General features: G+C 74.3%; 12 protein-coding genes. 6 read left to right on the forward strand and 6 right to left on the reverse strand.

Features of this window, described 5'->3' with window-relative positions:
* Positions 1-15 precede the first annotated feature (15 nt).
* The 4 genes from ABZ714_RS02775 to ABZ714_RS02790 all read left to right on the forward strand — a co-directional run bounded on the left by ABZ714_RS02775 (position 16) and on the right by ABZ714_RS02790 (position 4,962).
* Complete coding sequence (locus ABZ714_RS02775; protein ID WP_358823321.1) at positions 16-1,056, forward strand: MerR family transcriptional regulator; 1,041 nt, start codon at positions 16-18, stop codon at positions 1,054-1,056.
* 416 nt (positions 1,057-1,472) lie between these two features.
* Positions 1,473-2,669 carry a lycopene cyclase family protein gene (locus ABZ714_RS02780; RefSeq protein WP_358823322.1) on the forward strand — a complete coding sequence of 399 codons (1,197 nt, stop codon included), beginning with the start codon at positions 1,473-1,475 and terminating at the stop codon, positions 2,667-2,669.
* Positions 2,666-3,406 (forward strand): methyltransferase domain-containing protein, encoded by a 741-nt coding sequence (locus tag ABZ714_RS02785; protein WP_358823323.1) that lies wholly within the window; start codon positions 2,666-2,668, stop codon positions 3,404-3,406. The genes ABZ714_RS02780 and ABZ714_RS02785 overlap by 4 nt, the downstream gene beginning before the upstream one ends.
* Positions 3,403-4,962, forward strand: coding sequence for an NAD(P)/FAD-dependent oxidoreductase (locus ABZ714_RS02790; RefSeq protein WP_358823324.1), 1,560 nt, complete (start codon positions 3,403-3,405; stop codon positions 4,960-4,962). The genes ABZ714_RS02785 and ABZ714_RS02790 overlap by 4 nt, the downstream gene beginning before the upstream one ends.
* Before the next feature lie 258 nt (positions 4,963-5,220).
* Here the strand turns inward: ABZ714_RS02790 and ABZ714_RS02795 are convergent, their stop codons facing one another.
* The 6 genes from ABZ714_RS02795 to ABZ714_RS02820 form a co-directional block, all read right to left on the reverse strand.
* The gene (locus tag ABZ714_RS02795; protein WP_358823325.1) at positions 5,221-6,258 is read right to left on the reverse strand and encodes a DUF5914 domain-containing protein; all 1,038 of its coding nucleotides are present in this window, start codon (positions 6,256-6,258) and stop codon (positions 5,221-5,223) included.
* Positions 6,255-7,304, reverse strand: a complete 1,050-nt coding sequence (locus tag ABZ714_RS02800; RefSeq protein ID WP_358823326.1) for a phytoene/squalene synthase family protein — start codon at positions 7,302-7,304, stop codon at positions 6,255-6,257. Before ABZ714_RS02800 ends, ABZ714_RS02795 begins: the two co-directional genes overlap by 4 nt.
* Positions 7,291-8,886, reverse strand: a complete 1,596-nt coding sequence (locus ABZ714_RS02805; protein ID WP_358823327.1) for a phytoene desaturase — start codon at positions 8,884-8,886, stop codon at positions 7,291-7,293. The genes ABZ714_RS02800 and ABZ714_RS02805 overlap by 14 nt, the downstream gene beginning before the upstream one ends.
* Positions 8,883-10,034, reverse strand: coding sequence for a polyprenyl synthetase family protein (locus ABZ714_RS02810; protein WP_358823442.1), 1,152 nt, complete (start codon positions 10,032-10,034; stop codon positions 8,883-8,885). Before ABZ714_RS02810 ends, ABZ714_RS02805 begins: the two co-directional genes overlap by 4 nt.
* A 200-nt stretch (positions 10,035-10,234) precedes the next feature.
* Positions 10,235-11,557: a SpoIIE family protein phosphatase gene (locus ABZ714_RS02815; RefSeq protein ID WP_358823328.1), complete on the reverse strand. Its 1,323-nt coding sequence runs from the start codon at positions 11,555-11,557 to the stop codon at positions 10,235-10,237.
* Entirely contained in the window at positions 11,557-12,360 is an 804-nt protein-coding gene (locus tag ABZ714_RS02820; protein WP_358823329.1) for an alpha/beta hydrolase, read from the reverse strand. The genes ABZ714_RS02815 and ABZ714_RS02820 overlap by 1 nt, the downstream gene beginning before the upstream one ends.
* A 214-nt stretch (positions 12,361-12,574) precedes the next feature.
* Between ABZ714_RS02820 and ABZ714_RS02825 the strand changes: the two genes are divergently transcribed.
* Both ABZ714_RS02825 and ABZ714_RS02830 read left to right on the forward strand, forming a co-directional pair.
* A complete protein-coding gene (locus ABZ714_RS02825) occupies positions 12,575-13,774 on the forward strand; it encodes an AAA family ATPase (RefSeq protein WP_358823330.1) in 1,200 nt (399 codons plus the stop codon).
* An 18-nt stretch (positions 13,775-13,792) separates the two neighbouring features.
* Positions 13,793-15,244 (forward strand): VWA domain-containing protein, encoded by a 1,452-nt coding sequence (locus ABZ714_RS02830; protein WP_358823331.1) that lies wholly within the window; start codon positions 13,793-13,795, stop codon positions 15,242-15,244.
* The last annotated feature ends 379 nt before the right edge of the window (positions 15,245-15,623 follow it).

Raw genomic sequence — 15,623 nt, forward strand, 5'->3', positions numbered from 1 at the left:
TCGTAATCTGAGGGCGTGGTCATGACGAAGGACAACGACGGCGACGCCGCATCCGGACCGCCCGGACCTCCGGGCCCGAGCGATACGGACGGGCGGCGGGCCGGCGGGCTGACGACCGGTGAGGTGGCGCGGCGGCTGGGCGTGGCGCCGACGACGGTCCGCTCCTGGGACCGCCGCTACGGGCTCGGCCCCGCCGCGCGCACCGGTGGCAGGCACCGCCGCTGGACCGCCGCTGATCTGGCCCGGCTGGAGCGGATGTGCGCGCTGACGGCCACCGGGCTGCCGCCCGCCGAGGCCGCCCGGCTGGCGCTGACCGGGCCCGGCCCCGTTCCCGGCCCGGTCCCCGCCTCTGTTCCTGTTCCTGTTCCGGTTCCCGCGGCGCGTGGCCGCAGCCGGGCCGGATCGGGACTGCGGCTCGGCGACGTCCGTCAGGAGTGCAAGGGGATCGCCCGTGCGGCCCTGCGCCTCGACGCCGCCGCGCTCGACGGACTGCTGACGGCAGCCGTCGAGGAACACGGCCTGATCGCCGCCTGGACGGAGGTACTCGTACCGACGCTCCGGGCGGTCGGCCGCAAATGGGAGCGCGAGGGGGAGAGATATGTGGAGGTCGAGCACTTCCTCTCCTGGCACGTCTCCGGAGCCCTGCGGCGGTACGCGCCCGCCACGGCCGCCGACCGTCCCGGCGCCACGACGGTGCTGGCCTGCGCGCCCGCCGAGCACCACACCCTGCCGCTGGAGGTGCTGGCCGCCGCGCTGGCCGAACGGGACCTTCCGGTAAGGATGTTCGGCGGCGGGCTGCCCGCCGAGTCCCTCGCGGCCGTCGTCCGGCGGACCGGTCCGGCCGTGGTCGGACTGTGGGCGCAGGCCCGGGGCACGGCCAGCCGCCCCCTGGCCCGGCATATCGCGGCGATCGAATGGGGCGTGCGCGGCGCCCGCGGAGGGCCGGCCGTCCTCACGCTCGGCCCGGGATGGACCGGTCAGACGGTGCCGGGACTGGCGTGCCCCCGGAGCCTCGCGGAGGCCGTGGCCGCCGTGGAGTCGGCCGTACGGGGCTGAGCCGGCCGCCGTCCGGGTACCCGGACGCGACGGCGCCCGGACCCACCCGCCCGGACCGGATACCCCCGGTCCGCCGGGCCTGTTCGGGTGAGACCGCATCCACCGGCGGCCCGAACACGGAAGAGATTGCGGAGACGGCACAGAAGAGGCCGCGGAAAACGCCGCGCGCGTGGCAGAGCGACGGCAGGCACGGAGGACGCGGAGATGAATCCCGACGGCGCGCGCCCGCCGCTGCCCCCGGTCACGAGTGTTTCGGGCGGCGGCCCGCGTACGGTACCGGCGCCGGGCCCGGGGGCGGCCGGTCCCGTACCGCCGCGTACCACCCCGGACGGCACCCCCGGCGCCGAACGGCGCACCCCGTGAACCGGACGGACCCGACCCGCCGAACGCACCGGACGATTCAGTCGTCCGAGGGAATGCCCGATGTGATTATCATCGGCGGCGGCGCGGCGGGACTGAGCCTCGCGCACCGGCTGGCCACCCCAGGGAACTCCGCCGCCGTCACCCTCGTGGACGCCCCCGAAGGCCCGCTCCGGCCCCCCGAACGGACCTGGTGCTACTGGGGCCACGGACCCGACGGCCTCGACGAGGCGGTCAGCGCCTCCTGGTCGCGGCTGCGGGTCCACGGCCCGGACGGCCGCGCCGTCACCGTGACGCCCGCCCCGCTGACGTACCGCATGCTCCGCTCCACCGACTTCGAACGGCTGGTCCACGCCCGGCTCGCCCGTTCCCCCGGCGTACGGATCCTGCGCGCCACCGCCGACACGGTCCACGGCACGCCCGAAGGCGCCGAGGTACGGTGCACCGCGCCCGACGGCCGGACGCTCTCCCTGCGGGCCCGCTATGTCTTCGACTCCCGCCCGGTCCCCGCCCCGCCACCGGCCAGAACCCGGCTGGTCCAGCACTTCCGCGGCTGGTTCGTCCGCACCGGAACCGACCGGTTCGACCCCGGTGTCGCCGAGCTGATGGACTTCCGGGTCCCGCAGCCCCGCCACGGACTCGCCTTCGGCTACGTCCTGCCGCTGGCGGCCGACCGGGCGCTCGTCGAGTACACCGAGTTCTCCCGGACACCGCTGACCACCGAGGCGTACGACACGGCGCTCACCCGGTACGCCCGGGACGTGCTGGCCCTCGGCGGATACACCGTGGAGGCCGCCGAACAGGGCGCCATCCCCATGACCGACGGCCGGTTCACCCGCCGGGCGGCGCCCTCCGTCTTCCGGATCGGGACCTCCGGCGGAGCCACCCGCCCGGCGACCGGGTACACCTTCGCCGCCGTACAGCGCCAGAGCCGGGCCATCGCCGCCGCCCTCCCGACCGGCCCTGCGACCGTCCCGCCCCCGCACGGACGACGGGCCCTCGCCCTGGACGCCGTACTGCTACGGGCCCTCGACACCGGCCGGATCGACGGCCCCGACTTCTTCACGGGCCTCTTCCGCCGCGTCCCGCCGGAACGGCTGCTGCGCTTCCTCGACGGCGGCACCTCCCCCTTGGAGGAGTGGTCCATCGGACTCCGCACCCCGGTCGGCGCCATGCTCCGTACCGCCGTCGAACTGCCCTTCCTGCCCCGCAGGCCGCACCAGGCCCCGCCCCCGGGAGAACACCGCCGATGACGACGACACCGCTGCGCGACCGCGACCTGGCCCGCGCCTTCGACCACGCCGCACACCGCTACGACCGCCTCACGGCCCTCAACCCCGGCTACCGCACCGACCTCCGCCGCTCCGCGCGCCGACTGCGGCTGCCCCGGGGCGGCGCCGGGCTGCGCGTCCTGGACCTCGGCTGCGGCACCGGCGCCTCCACCGAGGCCCTGCTGCGGGCCGCGCCGTACGCCCGGATCACCGCCGTCGACGCCTCGGCCGGGATGCTGCGGCGGGCCCGGGCCAAGCCCTGGCCCGCCCGGGTGGACTTCCGGCAGCTCACCGCCGAGGAGACGGCGACTCTGGGGGAGGGGCCGTACGACGCGGTCTTCGCCGCCTATCTGTTCCGCAACGTCACCGACCCCGACCGGGTCCTGGCCGCGGTCCGCGCGCTGCTCGGCCCCGGGGGACGGCTCGCCGTCCACGAGTACAGCCTCAGCGGCTCCGCCGTCCACCGCGCCCTGTGGACGGCCGTCTGCCGGGGCGTGATCATGCCGCTCGGCGCCGTCGGCGGCGACCGCGCCCTCTACCGCCATCTGTGGCGGAGCGTCCTCGACTTCGACACCGCCCCCGCCTTCGCCGCCCGGCTCGCGGACGCCGGATTCACCGCGGTCCACGCGGCCCCCGTCGCGGGCTGGCAGACCGGCATCACCCATACCTTCCTGGCCCGGAACGGTGCCGCCGCCCCTTATACGGAGGACACCCGGTGAACAACTCCCGGCGGACGGCCCGGCGGGGCCGCGACCGCAAGGCCGAGATCCTGCTGCCCCCGGCGGGCAGGCCCCGCTTCACCCCGCACGACGCGCCCCGGGTCGCCGTGGCGGGCGGCGGTATCGCCGGACTCGCCGCCGCCACCCTGCTGGCCGAACGGGGCGCCCGGGTCACCCTCTACGAACGGGAGGCGTCACTCGGCGGACGGCTCGCGGGCTGGCGGACCCGGCTCGCCGACGGATCCACGGCCACCATGAGCCGAGGCTTCCACGCCTTCTTCCGCCAGTACTACAATCTGCGCGGCCTGCTGCGGCGGACCGATCCCGGGCTCGACCGGCTGCGCGCCCTGCCCGACTATCCGCTCCGGCACAGCGGCGGACTGACCGACAGCTTCGCCCGCGTTCCGCGCACCCCGCCGTTCAGCGCCCTCGGCTTCGCCGCCCTCAGCCCGACCTTCGGCGCACGCGATCTCACCGCGATGGACGCCCGCGCCGCCCTGCCCCTGCTCGACGTCCGGGTACCCGAGGTCTACGCCCGCTTCGACGGCCTCAGCGCCACCGACTTCCTGGACCGGGTCCGCTTCCCGGCGGCCGCGCACCATCTCGCCTTCGAAGTGTTCTCCCGGAGCTTCTTCGCCGACCCCCGCGAACTCTCCGCCGCCGAACTGCTGCTGATGTTCCATATCTACTTCCTCGGCTCCGCCGAGGGCCTGCTCTTCGACGTACCGGCCGAACCCTTCCCCCAGGCGCTGTGGGACCCCCTCGGCGACTACCTCGGACGGCTCGGCGCCGACCTCCGCACCGGCACCCCCGTCCGGAGCGTCCACCCGGTCGACGGCGGGGGAGCCGAGGTACGGACCGACCGCGCGGCGGACCGGTACGACGCCGTCGTCCTCGCCCTCGACCCCGGCGCCCTGCGTACGGCGGTCGCCGCCTCACCCGGCCTCGGCACTCCCGACTGGCGCGCCGACATCGCCGCCCTGGCGACCGCCCCGCCGTTCCTCGTCTCCCGGCTCTGGCTCGACCGGCCGGTCCGCGCCGACCGCCCCGGCTTCCTCGGCACCAGCGGCTACGACGGCCTCGACAACATCAGCGTCCTCGACCGCTACGAGGGCGAGGCCGCGCGCCGGACCGCGCGCGGCGGCGGCTCCGTGGTCGAACTCCACGCCTACGCCGTCGCCCCCGGCACACCACCGGCGACCGTGCAGGACCGGCTCGTCGACGGGCTGCGCCGGATCTATCCGGAGACCCGGGCCGCCCGGATCGTGGACGCCCGGCACGAATGGCGCTCCGACTGCCCCTTCTTCCCCGTCGGCTCCCACGCCCGGCGGCCCGCCGTGACCACCCCGCATCCGCGGATCACCCTGGCCGGGGACGCGATCCGCTGCGATCTGCCCGTGGCCCTGATGGAACGCGCGGCCACCACGGGCTTCCTGGCCGCCGGGGCGCTGCTCGCGGAGTGGGGCGTACGCGGCCAGACACTGTGGACGGTGCCCCGGGCGGGCCGCTCACGGCTGCTGCGGGCGCTGGCCGGGGCCGGGGCCGGAGCGCGCTGAATCCGTAGCGAGCCGAATCCGTACGAACCCCTCGCCGGAGTCCGGGCGGGCCGGGGTCCACGAGCCGATGAGAGGGAATCGGCCGCCCCGGACGGAGACCGGGGCGGGTACCCGGCGGAGTCAGGTGGCGATTCCCCCGTACGGCCGTACGGCACCTGCCCGGAGGACTCCCGGCACCCCGGCGCGCGGGACCGCCGGGGTGAGCCGGGCCGGGCCGGGTCGGTCCGCGCGGGGCCCGTGACGACCCGCCCCCTCGGCTCACCCCGGGAAGCGGCCCGTGCTCCGGAGCTCCCAGCGCCGTTCCGCGTAGGCCAGATCGTCCCGCCAGAGCCTCGCCGAGGTCCGCCGCATCAACGGGCGCAGCACCGGCGCGGCGGCCCGCGCCAGGGCGAAACCGCGCCGGTCGGAGGCCGCGACGACCGCCTCGACCACAGCCGTCCTCGGCTGGGCCGCCGACGCGCCGGTCAGCGGCGTGGCATGGGTCTCGACCACGGACGAGGCACCCTCGCCCGAGGTGATCCGCATGACGACGGTACGCGGCCCCGGGGCGGTGAACTCCGCCCGGACCGGCACCACGAGACGGCGGCTCACCCGGAACGACACATCGACCACGAAGGCGTCGCCCCCGTCGTCCCCGCCGCCCCGGTCGGCCTCGTCGCCGCGCGGCGGCCGGGCCACCGTCAGATCCACGAACGCGTACGGATGGAACCACGCGCCGTGCCACGGATCGAGCCGGTTGGCGACCACGTCCTGCGGCTCGCACCGCCCGACACCCGTATGGACGGCGGCCACACCCAGTTCGGGCGCGGGCCGGACCGGCACCATCGGCCGCTCCGACGGCTCCTCGCCGCCGACCGCGTCCAGCCGTACCCACACCAGGACCCCGTCGTCGTGGACCGGATACGGCTCCCACCCCGCGAACGGGCCGCCGTCGAGGGCCAGTCCGTGCCAGTGGCACACCAGCGTCCCGCACACCATCCGGCTCTCCCGCAGCGGAGCCCCCAGATGCGGGCAGATCCCGGGGCCCGCGTGCGGCTCGCCGTCCGCCGACCGCCACAGCACGATCTCGACCCCGGCGACCGTCCTGCCGTACGGCCGGTCACCGGCCCGGATCTCCCGGGACGCGCCGACCACGAACCAGTTCCCGGCGGGCCGCGCCCCGGCCCGTTTCAGCGCGTCCGCGATCACCGCCGGGCGCGCCGCGCGCCAGGTCGGCTCCTGGGCCGCCCAGGCCGTCCGGCGCCACCGCCGCAGCGGCGGCGTCCAGCCGCCCGGGCCCGTCGTACGACCGCTCATGACACGGGTCCCTTCCGCAGCGGGGGTTCGACGGCGCCCGGCTCCGGATCCCGCCGTCCGGTACGGGCCCGGAAGCGGGCCGCGGCGACCCGGGCCGCCCCGGCCGCCGCCGTGGCCGCGCGCCGCCCCCGGGACACCACGGCCCGCCGGTGCAGTACCGCGTACCCCTGGTCCGCGATCGCGTCGAGGATGCCGCCGTAGAGGGTGAACGCGGCCCGGATACAGGGCCGGGTCCGGGGATCGAGCAGGGCGATACCCGGCTCCGCCGCCCGGTACACCCCGCGCGTCAGGGCCTCCGCCGCGACCAGGGCCGAACGGATCCGGGGATCGGTACGGCCGGTCCGGCGGCTCCACTCCAGCAGAGGCCGGTCCACCCCGTGCGCGGCGAGCAGATCCGCCGGAAGGTACACCCGGCCCCGGTCCAGATCCTCGCCCACGTCCCGGAGGAAGTTGGTGAGCTGGAAGGCGACCCCGAGATCGGCCGCGTACGGCTCCGCCTCCGCGCGGGCGCCGACCGTGCCGAGGACCGGCAGCATCTGAAGCCCGATCACCGCGGCCGAACCGTGCATATAGGACCGCAGATCGGCATAGGCCGGATAGTCCGTGACCCGCAGATCGCTGCGCATCGAGGCCAGGAAGTCCGCGAAGAGGGTGTGCTCGATCCCGTACCGCCCGGCGGTGTCGGCGACGGCCCGGACCACGGGATCGTGACCGTCGCCGGTCCGCAGAGCGTGGGCCAGATCGCCCTCCAGACGGCGCAGCAGCCGGTCCCGGTCCCGGGAGACCTCGCCGTCGGCTGCGGCACCGCTGGTAACACGGTCAGTGTTGGCGGTGATGTCAGTGTTGTCCGTGTTGTCTACGATGTCGTCCGCGCGGCGGGCGAAGCCGTACAGCGCGTGGACGGCGGACCGGCGCTCCACCGGAAGCAGCCGGGTCGCCAGGAAGTAGCTCCGGCCGTGCAGGGCGTTCAGCCGCCGGCACTCGGCGTAGGCGGCGCGGAGAGAGGGCTCGGTGACACCCGCGGCGTCCAGTTCACGACGGGTCATGGACGGCCTCCCCGGCCGGGGCGCCGATTTGGACGCCGGAAGACGCCGTACGCGTACGGGTACGCGGCCGGCGGCTCCCGGACGACCGGCCGGACCCACCGGTCTCGCCGGTCACCCGCGCGGCGGCCAGCCGGCCACTGATCAGCACCGTCGGCACCCCCACCCCGGGAGTGGTCCCGCACCCCGCCAGCACCACGTTCTCCAGCCCGCGCACCAGATTGCGCGGCCGGAACGGACCGGTCTGGGCGAATGTATGGGAGACCGAGAACGGGCTGCCCGCGGCGAACCCCTGGTCCGCCCAGTCCACCGGGGTCACCAGCAGCTCCCGGTCGATACCGGCGGCGAAACCGTCGAGCCCCCGGCGCTCCAGCTCGGCGACGAGCGAGTCGCGGTAACGCGGCCCCAGATCCCGCCACTCCGCGCCGGAGGGCCCGATCTCGGTATTGGGGCAGGGCGCCAGCACGTAGTGCAGATGTTTCCCCGGCGGAGCCAGCCCCGGATCGTGCGTCGTCGGCCGGGTGATCAGCAGCGACGGGTCGCTCATCAGCCGCCCCGTCCGGGTCAGCTCGTCGAAGGTGCGCTCCCACGCGGAGCCGAAGGAGAGGGTGTGATGTGCCAGGCCGGGCCACGTACGGTCCGTTCCGGCGTGCAGGACGACCGCGGACGGCGCGTGGCGCAGCCGTACGGGACGCCTGGGGGCCCGCCCCAGCAGCCCGTACGCGGTGGACAGCTCGCAGCTCAGCACCACGGCGTCACAGGCGATCCGCTCGCCCGAAGCCAGCCGGACGGCCCGGACCCGGCCGCCCGACCGCTCCAACGAGGTCACCTCGGCCGACCACCGGAACCGGGCACCCGCCGCCGAGGCGGCGTCCGCCATCCCCCGGGGCAGCGCGTGCACGCCGCCCTTCGGGAACCAGACCCCGGCCACCGTGTCCATATAGGCGATCACCGCATAGGCCGCGAGGGCCCTCGCCGGGGCGACCCCGGCGTACAGCGACTGGAAGGAGAAGACCCGGCGCAGCCGGGGATCGGAGATGAAGCGGCCGATCCGCCGGTCCAGCCGGCCGAAGCCGCCCAGCGCCGCCAGCCGGGCCAGATCCGGATGGAGCAGCCGGAGGGGCGAGTCGAAGTTCGTCGCGATGAACCGCCCCATCTGGGCCCGGTACAGCCGCTCCAGCCACCGCCGCAGGTCCCGGTATCCGGCCGCGTCGGCGGGCCCGGCGAACCGCCGGACCTCCTCCTCCATCGCCGCGCCCCCGGTATGGACGTCGAGTGCGGAGCCGTCCGCGAAGCGGGCCCGGTAGGCCGGGTGCAGCGGCGTCAGCTCGACATGCCGGTCGAGCCGGTCGCCGACTGCGGCGAACGCCTCGTCGGCCAGCTCCGGCATGGTCAGCACCGTCGGCCCGGTGTCGATCTCGTAGCCGCCGAGCCGGGCCCGGCCCGCCCGGCCACCGGGCTCCTCGTCCCGCTCGACGACCGTCACCCGGCGGCCCGCGCCCAGCAGATGCAGCGCGCAGGCCAGCCCGGACAGCCCGGCGCCCACCACGACCACATGGTCCGTGGCCCCCGCGACCGTCTTCACGCCGCCTCCCCGGCGGACCGCGCCCCGCCCCCGGCCGCCCGCTCCACCAGGGCCGCGAACTCCCGCCGCACGAGCGGATCCGCCCCGATCAGATCGAAGTGCCGCAGGGCGGCCGACGCCAGCTCGTGGATCGTCGACTCGACCACGGACCGCGCCCCGGTGCGTTCCAGCGCCGCCCTGGCGCGGCGCACCGCGCCGTCGGAAGGACCGGCCGGGGCCGGGGCGAGCGCGGCGGCGGACTCCCGGTCGCCGGACGCCCCGGCCAGCCCGGCGCCGACCGCGAGCAGACAGGTCAGCTTGCCGGTCCGGAGATCGTCGTCGGCCGGTTTGCCCGTCAGCGCCGGATCGCCGAAGGTGCCCAGCAGATCGTCGCGGAGCTGGAAGGCGAGCCCGGCGCACCGCCCGGCGGCCCGCAGCGCCGCCACGACCGGGCCGTCGGCGCCAGCCAGCGCCGCGCCCAGGGCCAGCGGCCGCTCGACCGTGTACAGGGCGCTCTTCAGGGTGGCGACGGTCAGCGCGTCGTCGAGTTCGCGCGCCCCGGTGGCCTGCGCGTGGAGGTCCCGGTACTGCCCGGCGACCATCTCCTCCCGCATCGCCCGCCATTCGACGGCCAGCCGGTGGCCGTACGGTGAACCGATGGCCGTCTCCGTCAGCAGATCGTCCGCCCAGGCCAGCGCCAGATCACCGGCGAGTACGGCGCCGAAGGCACCGAACGTCTCCGCTGAGCCCGTCATCCGCGCGGCCTCGTGGGCGCGGGCAAGACCCGTATGCACCGAGGGCGCGCCGCGCCGCAGCGGCGAGCCGTCCATCACGTCGTCGTGGATCAGGGCGCACGCCTGGACGAGTTCGATGGCCGCCCCCGTACGCAGTACCGGTGTGACGTCCCCCGAACCGCCCGCCGCCGCCCAGCCGCACCACACGAACGCCGCCCGCAGCCGCTTGCCGCCCCGCAGGACCAGATCGGCCACCCGGTCGGCGACATCACGGGCGAACACCGGGTCCGTACCGTCGGCCCGGCGCCGTCCCGCGTCGAGGAAGCGCCTCAGCTCCGCGTCGACGGCCCGGACGGCGTCCCGGGCCGTCGCCGGCCCGTCCGGCCCGCCGGGCGTCCCGGGCGGTTCGGCCGCCGTGGACCGCACTCCCAGCATGCGCACCCCTGTCTCGCTGTCGGTCACCTGTACACCTGTACTTCGGCCGGGTGCTCCGATATGGATGCGCTGATTCCTGCCCGGTGTGCGGGCGGTTCTGCGGATGGTTCCGGGGACGGTCACCCCACCGGCCCCGTGGCGCCACCGCCATGGCGGCGCGCCCTACGGGACCGGCGGGTGCCGGAAGACGCCGGGAGGGTTCAGGCCGCCGGGCCGGGTCCCCGCGCGGGGTTCCCCGGGTCCCCGTCCGGGCCGGGGTCGGCGGCCGGGACGCCGAGGGCGAGCAGCGCCGTATCGTCGTCCAGTCCGTCGCCGAGATCCTTCAGCAGCCCCGTGAGGGCGTCGACGACATCGCTCGGGGACTTACCGGCCTGTGCGGCGGCGAAGGCGAGCAGGGCGTCGTCGCCGAAGCGGTCGGCCCGGCCCTCCCCGGTCCGCGCCTCGGTCAGACCGTCGGTGTACAGCAGCAGGGTGTCCCCGGGGCCCAGGACGGTGGCCGCCGCCGCGAAGGGCGCGTCGGGCAGCACGCCGACCAGCAGCCCCCCGGGCGTGGGCAGCGGAGCGGCCGTACCGTCGGCACGCAGCACCAGGACCGGCGGATGACCGCCCGAGGCGAGCCGTACGGAGACCCGGCCGGATCCGGGGCCGGGTTCGAGGATCCCGAAGACGGCCGTGCAGTAGCGGGGATCGCCACTGTCCGCGCAGCGCTCGTGGAGCACGGTGTTCAACGTGGTCAGGGCGGCGACGGGATCCGGGTCGTGCAGGGCGGCGGCGCGCAGCGTGTAACGGGTGAGGGAGGTGAGCGCGGCGGCCGCGGGGCCCTTGCCGCAGACATCTCCGAGGAAGAAGCCGAACCGGGCGCCGTCGACCGGGAAGACGTCGTAGAAGTCGCCGCCGAGCCGGTCGGGGGACGCCGTGTGGTAGTAGTCGGCCGTCTCCATGCCCGGGACCCGCGGCAGACTGTCCGGCAGCAGCGACCTCTGGAGTACGGCGAGGGCGTCCTGCAACCGGGCCCGGTCGGCCTCGGCCCGTACCCGCGCCTCCTCCGCCGACTTCCGTCCCCGGAGCAGCTCCTCCTCGTAGGCGCGGCGGTCGCGGGCGTCGAAGAGGGTCGTACGGATCAACTGGGGCTCGCCCGAACCGCCGTACTTGATCACCGACGAGACCAGTACGGGTACGGGCTCCCCGTCGCTCCGCCTGATCTCCAGCGCGATTCCGCTGAGCTCGCCCTGCAACCGCAGCAGCGGGGCGAAGTGCGTCTCGTGGTAGAGCCTGCCGCCGATGGTCAGCAGATCGGTGAAGCGCAGCCGCCCGACGACCTCGGCGCGCTCCAGACCCAGCCACTCCAGCAACGTCCGGTTGATCTTCGCGATCGTGCCGTCCATCAGGGTGGAGAGATAGCCGCAGGGCGCCGACTCGTAGAGGTCCTCGGCGCTGTCCTCCAGCAGCGCCGCGAAAGCCGCGTCCGGGGCGCGCTCGTCCCCGGTCCCGTACGGATCGGGGTGCTGTCCGGCCGGTGGCATCAGCGCAGCCCCGCCAGGAACTCCAGCAACGCCCGGTTCGTCGCCTCCGGCGCCGACAACTGCGGGCAGTGCCCGGTGGCCTCCAGGGTCACCAGGGCCGAACCGGGAATCGACCGGTGGACGAAGGCACCGACCTCCCGGGGCGCGATCATGTCCTCGGCACACTCCAGCACCAGCGTCGGCACCCGGACACCCTTCAGATCGTCCCGGGAGTCCGACAGGAACGTGGTCCGGGCGAAGACCCGCCCGATCTCCGGATCCGTGGCGCAGAAACTGTTCCGCAGCTCCTCACCCAGCTCGGGCCGGTCCGGGTTCCCCATGATCAGCGGAGCCATCGCGGCCGACCAGCCCAGATAGTTGGCGTCCAGCGACGCCAGCAGTTCATCGATGTCCGCGGCGCCGAACCCGCCCCGGTACCCCTCGTCGTCCATATAGCGCGGCGACGGAGCGACCATCGCCAGCGCACCGATCCGCTCCGGCACCATCGCGGCGGCCAGCACCCCGGTCATGGCACTCACCGAATGCCCCACGAACACCGCGTCCCGCAGCTCCAGCGCCTCGCACACCTCCGCCACGTCCCGCGCGTATCCCTCCAGCGACGCGTACCGCTCCACCGAGAACGCCGACAGGTCGGACCGCCCGCACCCCACATAGTCGAAGAGGACGACCCGATGATCACGGGCGAGTGCGGGCACCGTCAGCCGCCACATGTTCTGATCGCAGCCGAACCCGTGGGCCAGCACCACCGTCGGCCCCTGCGGGTCGCCGGTGACGGTGACATTGTTCCTGCGACCGATATCCATACCGGCCAGTCTCTCAAGCCCGACCCCGGGGCTGCCCCGCGCCGTCCACAGGCCCTTTCCGGACAGCGCGACCCCGCCCGGTCCGGCCGTACCGGCCCGTTCCGAGAGCACCCGACGGCGGCCACCGCCGATTTCCGGCCGCCCGGCCCCCGCCCGGGCTCCGGGCGCGCCGTATCGTCGGGCCCGGCGGGGCGTCGGAGCGGAGGAGCTTGACATGGGCGCGGGGGACGCGCGGGACACTGCCGGGAGGCTGCGGGCGATCCGCGACGAGCTGTCGGACCGCTTCTACGAGCGGGCCGACGTCATCCGGACCCTGATGGTGACGATGCTCGCCGGCCGGCACTCGCTGCTGCTCGGCCCGCCCGGGACGGCCAAGTCCGAACTGGCCAGGGAGCTGACCGCCAGGATCGACGGGGCGTCCTACTGGGAGATCCTGCTGTCCAAGTTCACCGCCCCGACCAGGATGTTCGGGCCCGTCGACGTGGCCGCGCTGACCCGGGGCGAATACCGCCAGATCTACGACGGGCGCGCCACGACCGCGGATATCGCCTTCATCGACGAGATCTTCAAATGCTCCACGGCCGCCCTCAACGAGACCCTGGGCTATCTCAACGAGCGGATCTACCACCCCGAGAGCGGTGGCGAACCCGTCCACTGCCCCCTGATCGGGGCGATCACGGCGAGCAACGAACTGCCCACCGGTGAGGACACCGCCGCGATCTACGACCGGCTGCTGGTCCGGATCGAGGTCGGCTATCTCGCCGACCCCACCCACTTCGCCGCCTTGGTCCGCTCCGCCGTACGCCGCCCGGCGGCGCCGGTCAGAACCACCGTGACCCTCGCCGAACTGCGGTACGCCGTCGAGGAGTCCGTTCCGGCCGTCGACGTCCCCGACCCGATCGTGGACGCCATCTGCGCCCTGCGGGCCGCTCTGCGCCGCAGGGAACTCATCGCCTCCGACCGCCGCTGGCGACAGTCGGTGGGCCTGCTCCAGGCGTCCGCCTACCTCGACGGCCGCCCTTCGGTCACCGAGGCCGATCTGCCGGTACTCGGCCATGTCCTGTGGGACTCGCCCGCCCAGCGCCCCACCGTCGAACGCGAACTCCTCCAACTCGTCAACCCCGACGCCAAGGAAGCCCTCGACCTCGCCGACACCATCGACGAACTGGAGGCCCAGCTCGACGCGATGGCCGGACAGTCCCGCGAGGCCCTGAGCGAATGGGTCATCAAGAAGGCCCACAACAAGCTCGCCACCGCGGGCAGACGCCTGGAGGAACTGCGTACGGAGGCGGCCGGCGCGGGCCGCTCCACCACCGCCATCGACCGGGTCGCGGTCCGCCGCAGAGCCGTCCGCGCCCGGGTCCTCACCGAGGCCCTGGGCATGGACGAGAGCACGGCGCGGTCCCAGCTCTGACGGGGGAGGGCGAGCACGATGGACACCCGCCCGTACGACGCCGACGTACCCCGATGGCAGACCGGGGCGGTGGTCGCGGACCGCTTCGACCGGATGACCTGGCGCGACACCTGCGAGCAGTCGGCGGCCCTGCGCGAACTGGCCGCCGAGCTGAGTACGCGGTACGAGCACGCCGCCGACCTCCTCGCAGATGTCTTCCTGGCGGCCTACAAACACGCCCCACGGCTGCGGGGAGGCCCCGAGATGCCCGCCTCCCGGCTGGTGAACCACCAGATCGTGAGCGCGCTGATGGACTCACCGGAGTTCACCGGCATGCGCCGCGAGACGGCGGGCGACCCCTACGCGGCGGCCATGGCCGTCCTCGTCCAGGCCGCCGAACTGCGCCGGATCCTCGAAGGTTCCCACGACGCCCACGAGCGGACCCTGCGGGCCGCCGCCACGGACACGCGGACGAACACCCCCGACACCGCGCGGGCTGCCCGTGACGCGGCCCGAGCCATCGCCGAGGCCGCCCCCGGCATCCGCGCCGCCGCACGGAACGCCACCGCGAACGCCGCCCGCGCCGTCACGGCGGAGGCGACACTGATGCGCGCCTGGGGCGTCGGCCCCGGCGAACTGGAACGGATGCCCTACGACCGGCGAGCCCGCCTCGCCGAACGGCTCCGCACCGGCAGACTCGCCCGCTGGGCCGAACTGATCGGCCGCTTCCGGCAGATGGCCGACGGCGAACGCGCCCACAAGGTGGAGAACACCACCGGCGAACTGGTCGGCGTCACCCTCGGCGACGACCTCTCCCGGATCATCCCCTCCGAACTGGCCAACCTCGGCCTGCCCGAACTCCGCGCCGTCTTCGCCGCCCGCTACGCCGCCGGAGAGCTGATGCTCTACGACACCCGGGGCGAGCGCCCCACCGGCCGGGGCGCCGTGATCGCCTGTATCGACACCTCCCACTCCATGTACGTCACAGGCCCCGGCGGAGTCCCCCGGGAGGCCTGGGCCAAGGCATGCGCCCTCGCCCTGCTGGACCAGGCCCGCCACGCGAACCGCGACTTCGTCGGCATCCTCTTCGCCGCCGCCGACAAACTCCGGGTCTTCCGCTTCCCCGCCGGGAGCCCCGTCGACATCGACCAAGTGATCGACTTCGCGGAAACCTTCCTCGGCGGCGGCACCAGCTACCAGCGCCCCCTGACGGAGGCACGGGACATCCTGGCCGCCGAGTTCGACGACACGGCCCGCGCCCGGGGCGACATCGTCATACTCACCGACGACGAGTGCGAGGTCACCGAGGAGTGGACCAGCGACTGGTACGAGTCCAGACACCGGCTGGGCTTCCGCGTCTTCGGCCTGGCCGTGGACGCCCCGCGCGCCGCCCGGACCGACTCCGTCCTGGAGGCCCTCTGTGACAACCTCCGCTCGATCGAGGACCTGACGGACGTCCGCACGGCCGCCGACCTCTTCCGGCTGATCTGACCCCTCGGCCTGCGGATTCGGCTGACTCCAGACGTCCTTACGTCCTTCCGGTCAGGAGTATCCGCGGGAGGATTGCAGCCAGACCGCCTTTCGTGGTCAGCTGCCCGACGAAGACTATCGACCTGATTTGGCTTTTTCGTTGACTGTCCACTTGTCCGCAGGCCCCACGGAGAGTCAATTACCTGGAGTAGTTGCTTCGTGGGGCCACCAGTAATGGCAAAACTTCTCCATGTATCTGTGTCACCTGCCCCCCGCACCGATGCCTGGCGTCATGACCCCTGCGCCTGCTAGCCATGTTGACTGTCCTCGGAGTAGGGGGGGGCGAACTCTTCATAAATAGTGAACTCCTTAGCCGGACCCGCCTTGCTGATCGTTTCAG

The sequence above is a fragment of the Streptomyces sp. NPDC006798 genome (assembly GCF_040635975.1).
Classification (GTDB): domain Bacteria; phylum Actinomycetota; class Actinomycetes; order Streptomycetales; family Streptomycetaceae; genus Streptomyces.